Origin of the sequence: Stenotrophomonas sp. 22385 (assembly GCF_052045085.1) — a bacterium.
Taxonomy (GTDB): Bacteria; Pseudomonadota; Gammaproteobacteria; order Xanthomonadales; family Xanthomonadaceae; genus Stenotrophomonas.
On record NZ_JBQEOG010000005.1, the window covers coordinates 312,678 to 329,833 of the forward strand.

Annotated in this window: 15 protein-coding genes; 12 read left to right on the forward strand and 3 right to left on the reverse strand. The window is 66.3% G+C overall.

Annotation, left to right across the window (positions count from 1 at the left end; genetic code table 11):
- The first annotated feature begins 61 nt into the window (after positions 1–61).
- The 8 genes from ACTJI4_RS11410 (at position 62) to map (ending at position 9,456) form a co-directional block, all read left to right on the forward strand.
- Positions 62–1,132, forward strand: a complete 1,071-nt coding sequence (locus ACTJI4_RS11410; protein ID WP_440869407.1) for a GlxA family transcriptional regulator — start codon at positions 62–64, stop codon at positions 1,130–1,132.
- A gap of 86 nt (positions 1,133–1,218) precedes the next feature.
- Positions 1,219–2,046, forward strand: coding sequence for a thiol:disulfide interchange protein DsbG (dsbG, locus tag ACTJI4_RS11415; protein WP_440869408.1), 828 nt, complete (start codon positions 1,219–1,221; stop codon positions 2,044–2,046).
- 349 nt (positions 2,047–2,395) lie between these two features.
- Positions 2,396–3,826, forward strand: a complete 1,431-nt coding sequence (locus tag ACTJI4_RS11420) for a DcaP family trimeric outer membrane transporter (RefSeq protein ID WP_440869409.1) — start codon at positions 2,396–2,398, stop codon at positions 3,824–3,826.
- Between the two features lie 13 nt (positions 3,827–3,839).
- Positions 3,840–5,189 (forward strand): arginine/agmatine antiporter, encoded by a 1,350-nt coding sequence (gene adiC, locus ACTJI4_RS11425; protein ID WP_440869410.1) that lies wholly within the window; start codon positions 3,840–3,842, stop codon positions 5,187–5,189.
- Positions 5,190–5,210: 21 nt separating this feature from the next.
- Positions 5,211–7,499, forward strand: a complete 2,289-nt coding sequence (locus ACTJI4_RS11430; RefSeq protein ID WP_392921924.1) for an Orn/Lys/Arg decarboxylase N-terminal domain-containing protein — start codon at positions 5,211–5,213, stop codon at positions 7,497–7,499.
- A gap of 26 nt (positions 7,500–7,525) precedes the next feature.
- Positions 7,526–8,428, forward strand: a complete 903-nt coding sequence (locus tag ACTJI4_RS11435; protein WP_440869411.1) for a cation diffusion facilitator family transporter — start codon at positions 7,526–7,528, stop codon at positions 8,426–8,428.
- Between the two features lie 48 nt (positions 8,429–8,476).
- Complete coding sequence (locus ACTJI4_RS11440; protein ID WP_068852612.1) at positions 8,477–8,689, forward strand: ParD-like family protein; 213 nt, start codon at positions 8,477–8,479, stop codon at positions 8,687–8,689.
- Complete coding sequence (map, locus tag ACTJI4_RS11445; RefSeq protein ID WP_440869412.1) at positions 8,686–9,456, forward strand: type I methionyl aminopeptidase; 771 nt, start codon at positions 8,686–8,688, stop codon at positions 9,454–9,456. The genes ACTJI4_RS11440 and map overlap by 4 nt, the downstream gene beginning before the upstream one ends.
- A 41-nt stretch (positions 9,457–9,497) precedes the next feature.
- Here map and ACTJI4_RS11450 read toward each other — a convergent pair whose 3' ends face one another.
- Together ACTJI4_RS11450 and ACTJI4_RS11455 are read right to left on the reverse strand one after the other, a co-directional pair.
- The gene (locus tag ACTJI4_RS11450; RefSeq protein WP_440869413.1) at positions 9,498–10,277 is read right to left on the reverse strand and encodes a LytR/AlgR family response regulator transcription factor; all 780 of its coding nucleotides are present in this window, start codon (positions 10,275–10,277) and stop codon (positions 9,498–9,500) included.
- Positions 10,274–11,398 (reverse strand): sensor histidine kinase, encoded by a 1,125-nt coding sequence (locus ACTJI4_RS11455; RefSeq protein ID WP_440869414.1) that lies wholly within the window; start codon positions 11,396–11,398, stop codon positions 10,274–10,276. The genes ACTJI4_RS11450 and ACTJI4_RS11455 overlap by 4 nt, the downstream gene beginning before the upstream one ends.
- 73 nt (positions 11,399–11,471) lie before the next feature.
- Between ACTJI4_RS11455 and ACTJI4_RS11460 the strand changes: the two genes are divergently transcribed.
- Positions 11,472–11,906, forward strand: coding sequence for a hypothetical protein (locus ACTJI4_RS11460; protein WP_440869415.1), 435 nt, complete (start codon positions 11,472–11,474; stop codon positions 11,904–11,906).
- Between the two features lie 138 nt (positions 11,907–12,044).
- Here the strand turns inward: ACTJI4_RS11460 and ACTJI4_RS11465 are convergent, their stop codons facing one another.
- Positions 12,045–13,013, reverse strand: a complete 969-nt coding sequence (locus ACTJI4_RS11465; RefSeq protein ID WP_440869416.1) for a LysR substrate-binding domain-containing protein — start codon at positions 13,011–13,013, stop codon at positions 12,045–12,047.
- A 114-nt stretch (positions 13,014–13,127) separates the two neighbouring features.
- On the opposite strand from ACTJI4_RS11465, the gene ACTJI4_RS11470 reads away from it, so the two are divergent.
- The 3 genes from ACTJI4_RS11470 to ACTJI4_RS11480 all read left to right on the forward strand — a co-directional run bounded on the left by ACTJI4_RS11470 (position 13,128) and on the right by ACTJI4_RS11480 (position 17,141).
- Complete coding sequence (locus tag ACTJI4_RS11470) at positions 13,128–13,529, forward strand: RidA family protein (protein ID WP_392921943.1); 402 nt, start codon at positions 13,128–13,130, stop codon at positions 13,527–13,529.
- Between the two features lie 241 nt (positions 13,530–13,770).
- Positions 13,771–15,948 (forward strand): hypothetical protein, encoded by a 2,178-nt coding sequence (locus ACTJI4_RS11475; RefSeq protein WP_440869417.1) that lies wholly within the window; start codon positions 13,771–13,773, stop codon positions 15,946–15,948.
- Between the two features lie 293 nt (positions 15,949–16,241).
- Positions 16,242–17,141, forward strand: a complete 900-nt coding sequence (locus ACTJI4_RS11480; protein WP_440869418.1) for a LysR substrate-binding domain-containing protein — start codon at positions 16,242–16,244, stop codon at positions 17,139–17,141.
- Positions 17,142–17,156: the final 15 nt, after the last annotated feature.

Below are 17,156 nucleotides of genomic sequence, written 5' to 3' on the forward strand. Positions count from 1 at the left end.
GCCGTCAGGCCTTGATCCAGCAGGGTTTGGCGGTTTCAGCAGCCGTTCCAGGAGCGCCGCCATGGAAGCACTTTCCCCCTCTTCATCGCCGACCCACAAGCCCACGTCACCCACCCTGATGGAAGTGGCCGTGCTCGAATACCCGGGCAGCCTGCGTGCCGCCGCGCCGGTGCTGTCCGAACTCGCGCAGCGCTGCAATCGGACTGCTGCCGCGGGAAAACGCACGTGCGCGCGCATGCTGGTGACCCGCTGGACGCTGTCCCCCCGCGGGCATGGCATGCAGCGGGTGGCCGGCGCCGAGCTGTTTGGCGACGCCCCGCCGGCCGTCATCGTGGTGCCTGGAAACGAGCCCAGCTGGCCGTTGATGCAGGCCGATGAACGCATGTTGACCTGGCTGCGCGACTGCCATGACGCCGGCAGCCTGCTGGCGGGCTGCGAAGAGGGTGGGTTGCTGCTGGCGTCGGCAGGGGTGATGACAGGGCGCTCGGTCAGTGTCCCCGATCTGTCGCGGTGTCCGTCGCTGGCGGCGGTGGTCCCGGGCTGGCAGCCAAGCGAGCGCGCGCTGGTGGATGACGGCGACCTGCTCACCGCCTCCGGCCCGGATGCGTGGAAGTACCTCAGCCTCCGACTGCTGGCTCGGATCTATGGGCAGAGCGTGATGAGCGCAGCAATCCAGCAGCTGCAGCTGGTCATTCCGCGTGGCGTGCAGGAAGACCTGGAGCGGTTCAGTCCGAACTTCGCCCATGGCGACCGCGGCATCCTCAAGGCACAGCGGTGGCTGCACGGCATTGCCGCGCGTGGCGTGACCCTGCAGGACATCTGCGATGCGGCCGGGCTGGAGCCGCGCACGCTGCAGCGGCGGTTCCTCAAGGCCACCGGCCTGCGCCCGATTGCGTACTGCCAGCGTCTTCGCATTGCCAAGGCGCAGTTGCTGCTGCAGGCCGGCGGTGCGGTCGATGAAGTGTCCTGGGCGGTCGGCTATTCCGACCAGAGCGCATTCCGCCGACTGTTCCTGCGCATCGTCGGGGTGACGCCGGCGCGTTACCGGCGGCAGATCTTCGCGCAGCGGCGCGAACGCCCGCGCGGTGCGCTTTCGCCGCCGCAGGGCGAACCGCTGCGGCCTGCTGCCTGAGCAGCGTCCAGGCGGTGGCTGCAGGGTCAGGCAGATGCGTCTACCCTGTGGGTCATTCGCCGTTCGCGTGCATCCCAGGAGTTGCCATGTTGTTGAAGACCTCGCCCGCGCTGGGCTCCGTGCTGACCGCTGCCTTGCTGCTGGCGGCAGCCGGCTGCAGCCAGGCCCAGCAGAGTTCCACCGCGCCGAAGACGACCGCCCAATCGGCGAAGATCGCCGACCGGCCGGTCGTGCTGCAGGGCATCGAAAAGCAGGGCTTCGAGGTCATGGGTGAGTTTGACGCGCCCGGCGGCCTGCGTGGTTTTGCCGGTGTGGTCGGCGGGCAGCAGCCGGCAGCGGCCTATGTCACGGCCGACGGCAAAAACGTGATGGTGGGCACGCTCTTCAATGAGAAGGGTGAGGATGTCGGCGCCGCGCCGCTGGACAAGCTGGTCGCCAAGCCGATGTCGGACCGGATATGGAAGCGGCTGGATGGCAGCGCATGGGTGCGCGATGGTCGCGCCGATGCGCCGCGCGTGGTGTACACCTTCAGTGACGCCAACTGCCCCTACTGCCATCGCTTCTGGGAAGCGGCGCGCCCGTGGGTGGACAGCGGCAAGGTGCAGCTGCGCCACGTCATGGTGGGCGTGATCCGCGAAGACAGCCCAGCCAAGGCCGCCGCGATCCTGGGCGCGCCCAATCCGAGTGCGGTGTTCCTGCAGAACGAACATGACTTCAGCAAGGGTGGCATCAAGCCAGCTGCGACGATCACCCCGGCGCTTGCCAACACGCTCGATGCCAACCAGGTGCTGATGGTCGAGCTGGGCTTCCAAGGCACGCCCGGCATCCTGTTCCATGATGCGCAGGGCATGGTGCAGCGGGTGTCCGGCATGCCACAGGGCGAGGACATGGAAAGGGTGATGGGCCCGCGTTGATCTGAATCAAGGTCCAGACGCATGCGCGCGGTCACCCTGCGCGCATGACTTTCAAGCGTTTTCCTGCTGCATCCTGGCCGCGTCATCGTACCGACGCGCAGACTTCACGACCCACTCACTTCCGGCTTGGTACTCAAGGCGCTGGCGCGCGCAGCTTCTGCGCGTCACCCGGGATGAGGAGGGAATCCCACGCGGGTGCACTGCCGATGGCAGTTCGGCGACTGCAGCGTGTCGCCGGGGTAGCTGTCGTCGGCGTTCTCCTGCGGAGCAGTACCGGGTTGCCGTTGTCGGCGCTGCGCGTGAGCGCGGCTGACGGCGGCAGTATCGTCTGCAGTTCAGGGAGGACGTGATGCGTTGCTCTGTCGTGCTGCTGTTCTTTGTCCTGGCGTGTTCGGCGATGCCGGTCAACGCGCAGGATTCCGCCGACGCCCTGCGCCAGAACATCCGCACCCTGCGGCAGACGCTCGAGGCGATGGAAAAGCGCCTCGATGCACTGGAAACTGCCCAAGGCCACCCGCCTGTCCAGCGACCCGACGTGACCACGGTTGCGCCCGCAGCGCTGACGCCGTCCGCCACGCTGCCCTACACGACCACCACCCAGGTGCCCGGCACCGGACAGGCGATCCTGCCCCCGCGCGACTCGATGGCCGATCCATCATCGGCGGCCTCGCGTCCGGACAGTGCCGCCGGCCCGACCGACCCGGAACTGAAAGGGTTCCTGGCCATTCCCAATACCGACACGCTGATCCGCATCGGCGGCTATGCCAAGCTCGATGCGATCCTGGATACACGTGCGGCCGGGGACGAAGACCAGTTCGTGACGTCCACCCTTCCGGTGGGCAGCGCTCACCGCGATGTGTCCAACTTCAACCTGCACGCCAAGCAGACCCGCTTCAGCTTCGAGGCACGCCGACCGACCAGCCGCGGCAACCTGCGCTTCTACCTGGAGAACGACTTCTTCGGCAGCAGTGATGGCTACACGTTCCGCCTGCGCCACGCGTATGGCCAGTTGGGCAATACCTACGCCGGGTATGGCTACGCCACCTTCATGGATGCCGACAGCCTGCCCGACACGCTGGACTTCGCCGGTCCCGGCGCGGCCGGGTATCTGCTGGTGGCTGGCATCCACCACAGTTTTGCAATGGGCAAGGGCAACACCCTGACCGTGGCGGCCGAAGACCCCGACGCACAACTGGCCGGCACCACCGATGCGACCGTGGCTGCGAACCGCCTGCCGGATGTGACCGTGACTGCACGCATGGAACGCGACTGGGGCCACCTGCAGCTGGCCGGCGTGGCGCGCAGCCTGGGCTACGACGGCGACCAGCGCGACGACCGCCGCTTCGGCGGCGGCGTCCAGCTCAGCGGTTCGGCGTCGGTGGGTGAACAGGACCTGCTGCTGTTCGGCGCGCTCGGCGGCAAAGGCCTGAGCCGCTATACCGCCGACCTCACCGGTTCGGACCTGGATGCGGTGATCGGCCAGGACGGACGCCTGCATGCGTTGTCGCTGCAGGGGGGATTCCTGGGCTACACCCATTACTGGTCGCCGCTATGGCGCTCCAACCTGATCTACGGCCAGCTCACGATGGCGCGTAATGCCGCACTTGCGGCAGATGCGTTCCGCCAGAGTCGATACGGGGTGTTCAACCTGATCTGGAGCCCGGCACCGTCGTGGACGATGGGCATGGAAGTGCTGTACGGGCAACTGGAACAGCAGGACGGGCAACGCGTCGACACGGTGCGGGTGCAGGGCAGCCTGCAATACAACTTCATCAAGTAGCGGAGAGACGGTCATGGCGCAAGCAAAAAAAATCGGGGTTGTCGGCGCCACCTTCCTGGTGGCCGGCAACATGATGGGTTCGGGCGTGTTCCTGCTGCCGTCCAGCCTGGCCAAGATCGGTACGGCCTCGATCTGGGGCTGGCTGGTCACCACCGCCGGTGCACTGCTGCTGGCCTTCGTATTCGCCAAGCTGGGCAAGCTGGCGCCCAAGGCAGGCGGCCCGTATGCCTACGCGCGCGACTGGTTCGGGCCTTACATGGGGTTCCAGACCAACACCATCTACTGGTTCGCCAACTGGATCGGCAACGTGGCCATCCCGATCGCGGCGGTCGGGTATTTCAGTTATTTTTTCCCGATCCTGTCCCAGCCGATACCGCGCTGCATCGCGGTGCTGGCACTGGTCTGGGCGTTGAGCTTCGCCAACGTGATCGGCCCGGCGTTTGTCAGCCGCCTGCAGACGGTGACCACCAGTTTCGCACTGGTGCCGATCCTGGGTATCGCGATCTTCGGCTGGTTCTTTTTCGACCCGGCCATCTTCAAGGGTGCGTACAACGTCTCGGGTGAATCCAACTTCGGCGCGATCTCCAGTGCGGCGGCATTGACGCTGTGGGCCTTCATCGGAGTGGAGTCGGCGTCGGTCACCGCCGGCGTGGTCGAAAACCCGGAGAAGAACGTGGCGCGCGCCACCCTGGCCGGGGTGTTCCTGGCTGCGGTGGCGTATATCGCCAGCTCTTCGGTGATCATGGGCATGGTGCCGAACGGTGACCTGCAGGTCTCCGATGCACCGTTCGCGCTGGCGGCGGCCAATGCGGTGGGCGGCTGGGGCGGTGCGTTGGTCAGCCTGTGCGCCTTCGTCGGCGCGGCCGGTTCGCTGGGCGGCTGGATCCTGCTGACCGCGCAGAGCGCCAAGGCAGCTTCCGACGATGGACTGTTTCCCCGCATCTTCAGCAAGACCAACAAGGATGACGTGCCGGTCAAGGGCGTGCTGATCGTGGCGGTGCTGATGACCCTGGCCGTACTGCTGACCTCGACCTCGGAAACCGCTTCAGCGCAGTTCGATGTAATCACCTCGGCAGCGGTGGTGCTGACCCTGCTGCCCTACATCTACTCCTGCGTGGCCTGCTACTTCGTGGTCGAGCGCTCGCACACCCTGGTGCATACCGGCGCGTTCTGGTTCCTGACCAGCATCACGGTCGTGTACTGCCTGTGGGCGATCTTCGGCTCGTCCGGCAGCATCGTGCAGTACGCCTTCCTGTTCGTGCTGTTCATCACGGTGTTCTACCCGTTCTTCAGCGAGGAGCGTCGCCGCCAGCGCGGCCAGCTGCCGCCGCTGGACAACCCCGCCCGCACGACGCTTTCGTGACCGTCCCCCAGGAGAAATGCTGTGTACTTCAAGTCTCTGGATTACCCGATCATCGTCATCGACGATGACTACGAGTCCCCGCGCATCGGCGGCATCCTGATCCGCGCGCTGGTCGAGGAACTGCGTGGCAACGAGCAGCGCGTGCTGTGCGGGCTCACCCTGGCCGACGCCCAGGCCGGCGCGCGCACGTATGTAGCTGCCTCGGCGGTACTGATCTCCATCGACGGCACCGAGGACAAGCCCGGTGAGTTCCAGCGCCTGCTGGGCTTCCTGCGTGAGCAGAGTGCACGCCGCGCCGGGCTGCCGGTGTTCCTCTATGGCGAGCGCCGCACCATCGAGAAAGTGCCGAGCAAGCTGCTCAAGTACGTGCACGGCTACATTTTCCTGTTCGAGGACACCAAGAGCTTCATCTCACGGCAGGTGATGCGCGCGGCGGAAGACTACATGCAGCAGCTGCTGCCGCCGTTCTTCAAGGCGTTGATCCACCACACTGCCGATTCCAATTACTCCTGGCACACTCCTGGCCACGCCGGCGGGGTAGCCTTCACCAAATCTCCCGTCGGGCGCGCGTTCCACCAGTTCTACGGTGAGAATACGCTGCGCAGCGACCTGTCGATCTCCGTCCCGGAGCTGGGCTCGCTGCTTGACCACAGCGGGCCGATCAAGGAAGCCGAGAACGAGGCGGCGCGCAACTTTGGCGCCGACCACACCTTCTTCGTCACCAACGGCACCTCCACCGCCAACAAGATCGTGTGGCATGGCACGGTGGGGCGGGGCGATGTGGTGTTCGTTGACCGCAACTGCCACAAATCGCTGCTGCATTCGCTGATCATGACCGGCGGCGTGCCCGTGTACTTCACCCCCAGCCGTAACGCGCACGGCATCATCGGGCCGATCAGCCTGGACCAGTTCACCCCCGAGGCGCTGCAGCAGGCCATCGCCGCCAACCCGCTGGCCAGCAAGGCGTTCCGCGCCGGCTCCAAGCCACGGATCGCGGTGGTGACCAATTCCACGTACGACGGGCTGTGCTACAACGCGGAGAAGATCGCCGATGAGATCGGCAGTGCGGTGGACTTCCTTCACTTCGACGAGGCCTGGTACGCCTACGCCGCCTTCCATCCATTCTATGAGAACCATTACGGCATGGCCAAGGGCAAGCCGCGTGGTCAGGATGCGATCATTTTCACCACCCATTCCACCCACAAGCTGTTGGCCGCGTTCTCGCAGGCCTCGATGATCCACGTGCGCAATGCCGCCACCCGCGAGCTGGATGCTGAACGCTTCAACGAAGCCTTCATGATGCACACCACCACCAGCCCGCATTACGGGGTGATTGCGGCCTGCGACGTGGCCTCCAAGATGATGGAAGGCGCGGCGGGCGAGTCGCTGGTGCAGGAAATGCACGATGAGGCGATCGCCTTCCGCCGCGCGATGCTGCACGTGCGCGAAGACCTGGGCCGCGACGACTGGTGGTTCAGCGTGTGGCAGCCGGACAAGCTGGAACGCTCGCTGGCCAAAGGCGATACCCCCGCGCCGATGGTGGCCAAGCGCGAGGAGTGGTACCTGCAGCCCGATGCACACTGGCACGGGTTCGACGGGCTGGTCGAGGACTATGTGCTGATCGACCCGATCAAGGTGACCCTGCTCACCCCGGGGCTGTCCATCGATGGCGACCTGGGCGTGCTCGGCATCCCGGCGGCCGTGCTGAGCAAGTTCCTGTGGACGCGCGGCATCACAGTGGAGAAGACCAACCTGTACTCGGTGTTGTTCCTGTTCTCGATGGGCATCACCAAGGGCAAGTGGAGCACGCTGGTCACCGAGCTGATGGCGTTCAAGGAGCTGTTCGACAGTAACGCGCCGCTGACCCGCGCGCTGCCCGGGCTGGCCGCCGACTATCCGGACACTTACGCCGGGTGGGGCCTGCGCGACCTGTGCACGGCACTGCACGCGTTCAACCGCGAGTTCGCCGTGGCCCAGGTGATGCGCGAAATGTACGTGGATCTTCCCGAGCCGGTGATGACCCCGGCCGAGGCCTACGACCACCTGGTGCGCGGCCAGATCGAGCGGGTTGATATCGAGGCGATCAGCGGGCGCATCGCCGGGACCATGCTGGTGCCCTATCCGCCGGGCATTCCCACGATCATGCCCGGTGAACGTTTCGGTGCACCGGACGAGCCGATCATCCAGTCGCTGCGCATTGCCCGGGAACAGAATGCGCGCTTCCCGGGCTTCGAGTCGGACGTTCACGGGCTTATCATCGATCGTGACGGCGACGTGCCGAGTTACAAGGTGGAGGTGCTGAAGACCTGAGCGTCAGCCAGGATCTTCGGCAGGCGATGGATACAGCACGCGAGCAGCGGATCCTTAAATTCTCGATCGGGGTGACGGTGGCGGTCAGCGCCACCGGCTTCATCGGCGGCCTGCTCGTCGGGTCGCAGGCGATCCTGTTCGACGGGGTATACAGCCTGGTCGATGTGGCGCTCACGCTGGTGGCATTGGCCGTGCTGCGCCTGCTGGGGCGCGAGGGCAGCCCACGCTTCCAGTATGGCTATTGGCACCTGGAACCGATGGTGGAAGCGCTGGGCGGGGCGATCCTCGCGCTGGCCTGCATCTATGCGCTTGCCAATTCGATCATTGGGCTGACCACCGGCGGGCACGTGATCCGTGCCGGGCCGGCCTTGATGTGGGCGACACTGTTGTGCGTGAGCAACCTGGGCATGGCCGCGTTCGTCCGCGTGCATGCCGCGCGGCTGAACTCGCCGCTGCTGTGGCTGGACGTACGCGCCTGGCTGCTCAGCGGCATGATGAGCCTGGCAGTGGTGCTGGCCTTTGCGCTGGCGCTGTTGCTGGAAGACGGCGACCACGCGCATTGGATTCCATTCCTGGACCCGCTGGTGCTGGCGATCATCAGCCTGGCGGTGCTGCCGGTGCCGCTGCGCGGTGCGTGGAAAGCGATGCGCGAGGTGCTGCAGGTGGCACCCGATACGCTGGACGCGCGCGTGCAGGCGGTGATGACGCAGTTCGTGGCCGAGCACGGCTATCTCGGTTACACCAGCCACGTGGCCAAGATGGGCCGGATGCGTTTCGTGGAAATCCACATTCTTACCCACCCGGAGACGGTGATCGGCACCATCGGCAGCGTCGATGCGCTGCGCGATGACATCGCGGAACGGCTGGATGCCCGCGGCGGCGAGTTCTGGCTGACCATTGATTTCACCGCGGACCCCGCCTGGACCTGACATATACGCATCGTATATGATGCGTATATTCCCTACCTGAGATACCCCATGGGCATCGTCAACATCGACGACGAACTGCACGACAACCTGCGCCGCGCCAGTGGCGTGTCCGGCCGCTCGATCAACGCCCAGGCCGGCTTCTGGATCAAGGTGGGCATGCTCTGCGAAATGAACCCGGGCATGAGCTATCAGGAGATCGTGAACCGGGAACTGCGCGCGGCGGGAGTCGACCCCGGTGCCCTGCGGGTAGCGGTTGCGTGATCAAGACGCTGGAGGAGCAGGCGCTGATGCGGGCGTCGGGACGGTTGTTGGCGTCGGTATTCGAGGCGCTGGACCGGCTGCCGCTGGAAGGCATGAGCACGCTGCAGGTGAACGACTGGGTGGAGCGCTTCATCGTCGATACGCTGCACGCGCGACCGGCCAGCAAGGGCCAGTACGGGTTTGCCCATGTGCTCAACAGCTCGGTGGACAACGTGGTCTGCCATGGCGTGCCCTCGGCAGACGAGATTCTGCGCGGCGGCAGCATCGTCAACCTGGACATCACGCTGGAGAAGGATGGTTTCATCGCCGATTCCAGCAAGACCTACCTGATCGGCGAGGTCGATTTCCAGGCGAAGCGGCTGGTGCGGGTGACCCGGGAAGCCATGTGGAAAGGCATTGCGGTGGTGCGGCCAGGGGCAACGCTCGGCGACGTCGGCTTTGCCATCCAGCAGCATGCCAAGGCACACGGCTACAGCGTGGTGCGCGAGTTCTGCGGGCACGGTATAGGACGTGAGATGCACGAAGAGCCACAGGTGCTGCATTACGGCAAGCGCGGCAGCGGTGTGGAGCTGGAGCCGGGCATGACCTTTACCATTGAGCCGATGATCAACCAGGGCCGTGCCGCGATCGACATGAGCGAGGACGGCTGGACCGTGACCACCCGTGACGGGAAGCTGTCGGCGCAGGCCGAGCACACGGTGCTGGTGACTGAAACCGGGGTGGAGGTGTTGACCTTGCGCGAAGGCGAGCGCACGCCGACGGCGTAGAGCCGCCCTCTGCGTGGCTGCTTCTCCTGGGGGATCACGCGCTACGGTAGTTCCCGGGTGGACACCAGCTTGAGGAACGCCTCGTTCTGGTAGCGGCTCATGCGCAACTGCTGGCCGGTGTCCAGGGTGACCACGTGGTGGCCGTTGAACCAGGGGTGGATCGCCTTGACCCGCCGGATGTTGACGATGGCCGAGCGGTGAACGCGGGCGAAGTGGCGCGGGTCCAGTCGCGCGGCGAGGGCGGACAGGGTGCCGCGGTGTTCGTGCATGCGTCCTGCCAGGTGGATCTCGGCAATGTTGCGCGCGGCCTTTATCCATACGATTTCGTCGACATTGACCAGCACCACGTGTTCGTCGACCCGGACCGGGATCCGTTGCAGGTATTCATCGCGCTGGCGCAATGCGTCAAGTGCCTGCAGCAGCTGCGTGGCCGTCTGCACGCTGGTGCCTGCCGCCGCCGAGAGGCGTTGCCGGGCGCGCTGCAGGGTGGCGGCGAAGCGTTCGCGGCTGAACGGCTTGACCAGGTAGTCCACCGCATTGGCTTCGAAGGCCTTGACCGCATATTGCTCGTACGCCGTAACGAACACGGTGGCCGGCATGCGCTCGGCACCGATGGTGGCCACCACATCCAGTCCGGTGATCGCCGGCATCTGGATGTCCAGGAAGACCAGGTCCGGCGAGTGTTCGCGGATCGCCTTCACCGCGGATACGCCGTCGCCACATTCGCCCAGCAGTTCGATCTCCGGGTCGTCGGCAAGCAGGCGCACGATCGCGCGGCGCGCGAGCGGCTCGTCGTCCACCACCAGTACCGAGAGGGTCATGCCGGTGCCACTCCCGCCGTGAACTCCGGCGCTTCGTCTTCCACTTCCAGCGTCCGGAAGGGCAGCCGCACGCGGCAGGCCACGCCATCGGGCCAGATCATGTCCAGCCGCACGTCGGCGGCGTCGCCATACAGTTCCTTCAGGCGCAGCCTGGTGTTGGACATGCCGATGCCATGGCCTGCGGGCGCGCCGGGCGTGGCGTCAAGCGTGCTGTTGCGGTTGCGCACTTCAATGCACAGCACATCGCCGTCGCGGCGCGTTTCGATCTCGATCACGTCACTGCCCACGCGCTGCCCGATGCCGTGGCGCACCGCGTTTTCCACCAGCGGCTGCAGCAGCAGGCTGGGCACCGCGCAGTCGAGGGTGTCCGGGGCAATATAGGTGCGCGTGGTCAGCCGGTCCTTGAAACGGATCCGCTGGATGCCCAGGTACAGCTCGATCAGATCCAGTTCCTGGCGCAGGGGGATCTCCTGGCCGTCATAGTCTTCCAGGAAGGCGCGCAGCAGCTCGCTCAGGCGCAGCAGCATGTCCTCGGCCGAGACCGTGTCCTCGTCGAGCAGGGTGATGATGGCGTGCAGCGTATTGAACAGAAAATGCGGCTGCAGCTGGGATTTCAGCGCCAGCAGGCGCGATTGCGCCAGTTCGGTGGCGAGCCGGCTGGCGTCCATGTCGCGGCGCGCTTTTTCGGCCTGGAAGTGCAGTGCCTGCTGCAGCGCGAACAGCGCCCAGTAGGTGAGCAGCCCGATGGCGAAATGCTGGGCGAGGAAATACCCGAGCTGTTCGATGAAGCCGCTGGGTTCGAACAGCGCGGAGGCCGCGGCGCCGATCGACATCGCGCCGAAGGTCACCGCCAGGCTGGCCAGTGCCTGCCGGCCCAAGCCGAGCAGGCGGCGTTGGGGATCCATCGGGTAGCGCTCGGCCAGGCGGAACACCAGCGGTGCCAGTGCCGCCCAGGTGTACCACTGGATCATCGCCCAGCGCAGGTGCACCAGGAACGGCCAGCTGTTGCCGTGCAGCCCATCGCTGAGCGAATGCTGCACGGCAAACACCAGCGCCACGGCCGTCCACAGCAGCACGTAGCGTGAGAGGCTGATCGACGTACTGCCAAGGTGAACCATCATGGCCGGTATCCAGGACGCCCGGCACGGCGGGGCACGGCCATCTTAGGCGTGCGGGCGGGGACGGAGAAGCGCCATGAGTGCCCATTACGATTGGTCCTGCCGGGACGACGATTCGTCCCGGATCGATGGCGCGCCGGTGGTCGCGCGCGGCCTGATGGCGGCGAATCCCAACCGCGGAGATGCCGCCATGTTCCCGATCCGTCTTGCCGTCCTGTCCAGCCTGCTGCTCGCCAGTACTGTGAACGCCGCTGCGCCGCGGTACCTCACGCTGCTCAACCGCGCCCATGACAGCATTACCACGCTGGAAGTGGCCACCGCCGGCAGCGGTGCGTTCGAGCAGCGTCCGATCGACAGCGTGGACGGTGGCGGGGGAAGCACCACGGTGCGCCTCGGCAACGCCGGCTGCCGCTTCGACCTGCGCCTGCAGTTTCGTAACGGCCGTAGGGCGATCTATCACGGCGTGAACGCATGCAAGGGCGATACGCTGGTGATCGCGCCGCTTGGGTAATGCCAACGTCTGGTTGGCCGGTGCCTATGGCGCGTATCGGCACGGTGACGCATGGACCTTCGGCGAAGCAACGTTTCCGCCCAGGGTCATGCGTTACCGTGCTGATCAACTCTATCGGCAGTCGTCTGGGAACCGACCCTACCCATCCCGTGTCGGTTCGATATCGACATGGGCCGGCAGTATCACCGGTACGTGTTCGGCCATCAGGGCCGCTACCCAGTCGACGAAGACGCGGAGCTTGGCGCTGACGTGGCGGTTGGGGCGGAAGGCGATGTGCAGTGGCATCGGGTCGACCTGCCAGTCGGTGAGCACGCGCACCAGTTCGCCGCGTTCGGCGTGCGCGGCGGCAACGTAATCGGGCAGCCAGAGCACGCCGAGCCCGGCCACGCCGGCGGCCAGGTAGGCGTTGCCGTCGTCGACGGCCAGCTGATGGCGGCCGTGCACGGTCAGCGTTTCTTCGCCACGCCGCAGCGCGTACGGCATGATCCCTGCGCGACGGGAGCCGCGGTAGCCGACGATGCGATGCGGCTCGGCCTCAAGTGCCTTGGGGTGGTCGGGCATGCCAACTGTGGAAAGGTACTGCGGCGCGGCGTACAGCCCTGCCTGCAGGTCGCCGATATGCCGCGCTACCAGCGACGGGTCGGTGAGCATGCCGCCGCGGATCACGCAGTCCACGTTTTCATCGATCAGGTCGACGTTGCGATCACTGACCCCCAGGTCCAGCTGGATGTCCGGATACCTCGCCTGAAAGCTGGGCAGGGCCGGCACCAGCAGGAACCGCGCCAGCGGTGCGGGAACGTCTACCCGCAAGCGGCCGCGCGGGCTGGCCGCAAAGCTGGAAAGGCTGGTTTCGGCATCGTCCAGATCGGCCAGCAGGCGCGACACGTGCTCGTAGTACGCCGCCCCATCGTCGGTCACATTGACCTGGCGGGTGGTGCGGTTGAGCAGGCGCACACGCAGCCGCGCTTCCAGCTGCTGCACCAGCTGGGTCACCGTGGTGCGGCTCATATGCAGGGTCTGGGCGGCCCGGGTGAAGCTGCCGGTCTCCACGACCCGGGCAAAGGCCTGCATGGCATCGAAACGGTCCATCGGCACTCCTGCGGTCAATTGTTTGGATTCTACAAACAGTGATGGACAAGGTTGGTCGTTTATCGGCCGGGCCGGGGCGCCTACCGTGGATATATCCCATCACCCGGGGCAAAAACCCCTTTGGAGTCTGCAATGGCAAGTCGCGACGTCGTGTTCCCCTCCGGCCGACAGGACCTGTACGCCCGCTACCGTTACTCGCCGGCGGTGCGGTCCAACGGCTTCCTGTTCGTGTCCGGCCAGGTCGGGAGCCGCGAGGACGGTTCGCCCGAACCGGGCCTGGAAGCACAGGTGCACAAGCTGTTCGAGAACCTCAACGCCGTGCTGGCGGCCGCCGGCTGCACGTTCGACGATGTGGTGGACGTGACTGTCTTCATGATCGACCCGGACCGCATCCTGGAGCGGGTGTGGCCGGTGGTGCTCGAGTACTGGGGCGAGGCGCCCCATCCCGCCTTGACCGCAGTGGGCGTGACCTGGCTGAGCGGGTTCGACGTGGAATTCAAGGTCGTGGCCAAGCTGCCCGAAGCCGAAGCCTGACCGCCCTTCGCATGCGTCACGGGACAACGGCAGGCCGGCGCAACGGTCCGCCGTTTTCTTTTGCGCGTGCAGGTTCAGTCCACTTGATCCGGAGGGGAACAAGCTGGAATTGTGGCAGCCGATGGCGTGGGACCCGGAGCGGCGGGCGGGTTGAGCGGCGTCGGGGGGGGGGCGTCTTCACACGGCTCCGTCGCCCGGTTGTCGATAGTGGCGGCGTCACTCCGCTTCGTCGCAGAACTCCATGCCCCTGATTCCCGAGCGCGTCCGGCGCTGGCCCCGGCCATGGCGCGTGGCGTTGCTCTCGCTGCTGGCGCTGTATGCGCTGTACCTTGTTGCCGGCAATGTGTTCCTCAACACGCCGCTGTTCGATGCGGTCACCAACCGCAAACCTGAAAAATTCAGTCTGCAGACCGGTCCGGCGCTGACGCTGCTGCCGGGCCATGCGGTCGTCTGGAACATCCACATCCGCGGCCAGGCCAACCATACTGTCTACGTCTTCCGCGCCGACCGCGCGAGCGCGTGGATTTCGCTGGTGCACCTGTTCAACCGCGAGGTGCGCATTCCCGGCATCAACGCCACCGGCGTGGAAGCGGACATCCAGCGGGTGGAAAAGGCGATCCCGCCGCCACCGCGTGGTGACCGCGGCTGGAACATCCGCCTGGATGCGATCCACAGCGACAGCATCCGCAGTGGCCGCTTCGGCAAGTTGCTGATTGCCGGGCAGGGCCACGGCACGGTGGGCTTCCAGAAGCAGGTCAAGGGTGGGCCGTCCGAACTGTTCGATTCCACCGCTGGCTTCGAGCAGGCCACGGTCACCTACGATGGGGTCAGGCTGCTTGATGAGGCGCACCTGGCCGCACGCTTCCATTACCCGCGTCACTATCGGGACGAAGCCCCGGGCCTGCGCAAGTTCGGCATCACGTTCGCACAGCTGCAGGTGGACGGGCGCAGCCAGGCGATCAGGATCGACACTGCCGGGCCACACGTCAAGGTCGGCAGCGTGCCCGCCGAGGCACGGCTCACGGCAGATGTGGTGATGGACCGCGGCCTGCTGCAACCCGGCAGCCGGGTGGTGTGGCGAGTGCCGGTGCATGCCGGCGTCCATGCACCCGATCGCGGCCTGTTGTCGCTGCAGCTGGACGTGGCCCAGAACATGCGCGTGCAGGCACGCCTGCCGCGCGACCCGGACACAGGCAGCGAACTGCACGCGGACCTGCGCATCACCGGCCGGAAGATTCCGTTCGAAGCGCCGGCCGAACTGTTGCCGCGCCTGTCCGGGCAGGTACGCGGCGCGTGGCGGTTCGAGTCGCTGAACTGGATTGCCGACCTGTTCGTGCGCAAGCCTTGGTTCAAGCTGGAGGGTGGCGGTCTTCTGCAGGGTGACCTGCGCATCGATGATGGCCAGTTGGCGCCGGGCAGCACCCTGGAGGTGCCACAGGTGGCGGCGGTTGCCGAGGTAGCAGGCGTGCGCATGCAGGGCGATGCACATGCGGTGGGGCGCATCGTCGAAGGTGCGCCGCCACAGGCGGAACTGAAGGTCGATATTCCCCGATTCCGGGCGGCGCCCAGCGATGCGCCCAAGGCGGTGCTGTTCGACGGCAAGGCGCTGGCGTTGACGCTCCGCGGCGATGCGCGGCTGCAGCAGCTGCGCGACGGGATGCGCGCCCAACTGCGTTTCAAGGATGCCCGCGTACCCGACCTGACTGCCTATAACCGCTATGTGGGCAATGATAACGTGCGCCTGCTCGGGGGTACCGCACTGCTCAGCGGTGAGGTAACGCTGGACGCTGCCGGACGGGTCGGGCAGGGCCGCGCGGACCTGCGCGGCACCGGTGCGCACATGCAGGCCGCCGGCCTGTCGTTGCGTGGCGATGCGCAGGTGAAGGCAAAGGTGCAGCGTGCCGACTTCGACAGCGGCCGGTTCGACCTCAGTGGCACTACGCTCAGCCTGCGCAACGTGCAGGTGGACGGCGATGCCGCCAAGGGCGGCTGGTGGGGCGAGGTCGATCTGCGCAGCGGACATATCCAGTCCGAAGCGCCGTTCCAGGTGGATGCGCGTGCCGACCTGCGGCTGCGGGACGCCGGGCCGCTGCTGGGTATCTACGCCGAGCGCAGCCAGTATCCGCGCTGGGTATTGGGGCTGCTCGATTCGGGCGAGGTGCAGGCCAGCGGCCAGCTGCGCTGGCGCCGCGAGCACCTGGCGGTGGACGACCTGCAGGCCGAAAACGAGCGGCTTTCGCTACGGGCAAGACTGGACTTGGAGCAGGCGCAGCGCCGTGGCGACCTGTACCTGCGCTGGGGCCTGCTTGGGGCCGGCATCGAACTGGACGGCGGCAAGCGCACCTGGCACCTGTCCGGGGCGCGTGACTGGTACGACAGCCGGCCGCGGGTGCTGCCCGAGTCCAAGCTGGCCCCGTAAGGCGCGCTGTCACCGCCGTGCCGTGCCAACCTCGCAGGTAGTCGGAGCCGGTAGAGCCACGCCCTGCGTGGCTGTCCCTGCCACCCCCCGCGCTGCTTCACCCGCGGGCACCTCTTCCGGCTCCGCCAGCGCCTGCGCCAACCCCGTATCTGCGATATGCCCGTGCAGGAACAACAATCCGCTGTAGATGTTCATGTGTGTCCTCCACTTGAGTGGAGCTCACGATAGGGGCAGGATGGGAGACGTAAAAGCGATCCTTTCGCAAGTCTTTCTTGAACTGGATTCAAGTCGCCATGTCCCGTATCCCGCTGCAGCCTTTGCAGAATTTCGTCACCGCCGCACGTCTTGGCAACCTGACCCGGGCGGCCGATTCACTGAACCTCACTGTCAGTGCGCTCAGCCACCAGATGCGGCAGCTGGAGGAGCGCCTGGGCTACGCGCTGCTGCAGCGGCAGGCGCGCGGGGTGCGGGTGACCCCCGAAGGCCAGCGGTTGCTGGAGCAGGTGGGCCCGCACCTGGATGCGATCGCGCAGGCGCTGCAGCCGTTCGGCGCGCGCCACGACCGCGTGCTGTCGGTCAGTGCATTGCCGTCGATGGCCTCCAACTGGCTGGTGCCGCGGCTGGGTTCGTTCGTGGCCTGCCACCCGGAGATCGAATTCAACCTGGAATCCAGCGAACGGCTCACCGATTTTGATCGCCAGCTGCAGTGCGATGCCGCGTTGCGGGTCGGTGCCGGGCAGTGGAGTGGCCTGCATGTGGAGCCACTGTTCGATGAGTGGCTGATGCCGATGGCCAGCCCATCACTGGTGGAGCACATGGGTGGGCTGGGTGCGCTGCCGCTGGCGCAGTGGCCGCTGTTGGGGGATCCGGATGGCGAGTGGCAGCGCTGGTTCGCCTCGATCGGGGAGATGGCGCCGTCGCGCTACGTGGCCATGCTCAATGACTCTGAATCGCATCATCGTGCTGCGCTGGACGGCTTCGGGGTCGCGCTGGGGCGGGTGACGCGGGCGCGGCTGCTGCTGGATTCAGGGCAGTTGATTGCCCTGTCGCCGCACCGGTTGAAAACGCGCTGGTCGCATTGGCTGGTGTATCCGCCACGCTCGTCCACGCACCAGGGATTTCTGGCGTTTCGTGAGTGGTTGCATGCGCAGGCGGCAGAGCATGCACGGCATATGCAGGGGTTGGTGGGGTGACGGGACGCCGCGGCG

Coding starts and splice junctions, on each gene's coding strand:
- ACTJI4_RS11450 (WP_440869413.1), bottom strand. CDS start 10,277: ATGACCCTCTCGGTACTGGTGGTGGACGACGAGCCGCTCGCGCGCCGC.
- ACTJI4_RS11420 (WP_440869409.1), top strand. CDS start 2,396: ATGCGTTGCTCTGTCGTGCTGCTGTTCTTTGTCCTGGCGTGTTCGGCG.
- adiC (WP_440869410.1), top strand. CDS start 3,840: ATGGCGCAAGCAAAAAAAATCGGGGTTGTCGGCGCCACCTTCCTGGTG.
- ACTJI4_RS11470 (WP_392921943.1), top strand. CDS start 13,128: ATGGCAAGTCGCGACGTCGTGTTCCCCTCCGGCCGACAGGACCTGTAC.
- ACTJI4_RS11480 (WP_440869418.1), top strand. CDS start 16,242: ATGTCCCGTATCCCGCTGCAGCCTTTGCAGAATTTCGTCACCGCCGCA.
- ACTJI4_RS11435 (WP_440869411.1), top strand. CDS start 7,526: ATGGATACAGCACGCGAGCAGCGGATCCTTAAATTCTCGATCGGGGTG.
- ACTJI4_RS11460 (WP_440869415.1), top strand. CDS start 11,472: ATGAGTGCCCATTACGATTGGTCCTGCCGGGACGACGATTCGTCCCGG.
- ACTJI4_RS11475 (WP_440869417.1), top strand. CDS start 13,771: ATGCCCCTGATTCCCGAGCGCGTCCGGCGCTGGCCCCGGCCATGGCGC.
- ACTJI4_RS11410 (WP_440869407.1), top strand. CDS start 62: ATGGAAGCACTTTCCCCCTCTTCATCGCCGACCCACAAGCCCACGTCA.
- dsbG (WP_440869408.1), top strand. CDS start 1,219: ATGTTGTTGAAGACCTCGCCCGCGCTGGGCTCCGTGCTGACCGCTGCC.
- ACTJI4_RS11440 (WP_068852612.1), top strand. CDS start 8,477: ATGGGCATCGTCAACATCGACGACGAACTGCACGACAACCTGCGCCGC.
- ACTJI4_RS11455 (WP_440869414.1), bottom strand. CDS start 11,398: ATGATGGTTCACCTTGGCAGTACGTCGATCAGCCTCTCACGCTACGTG.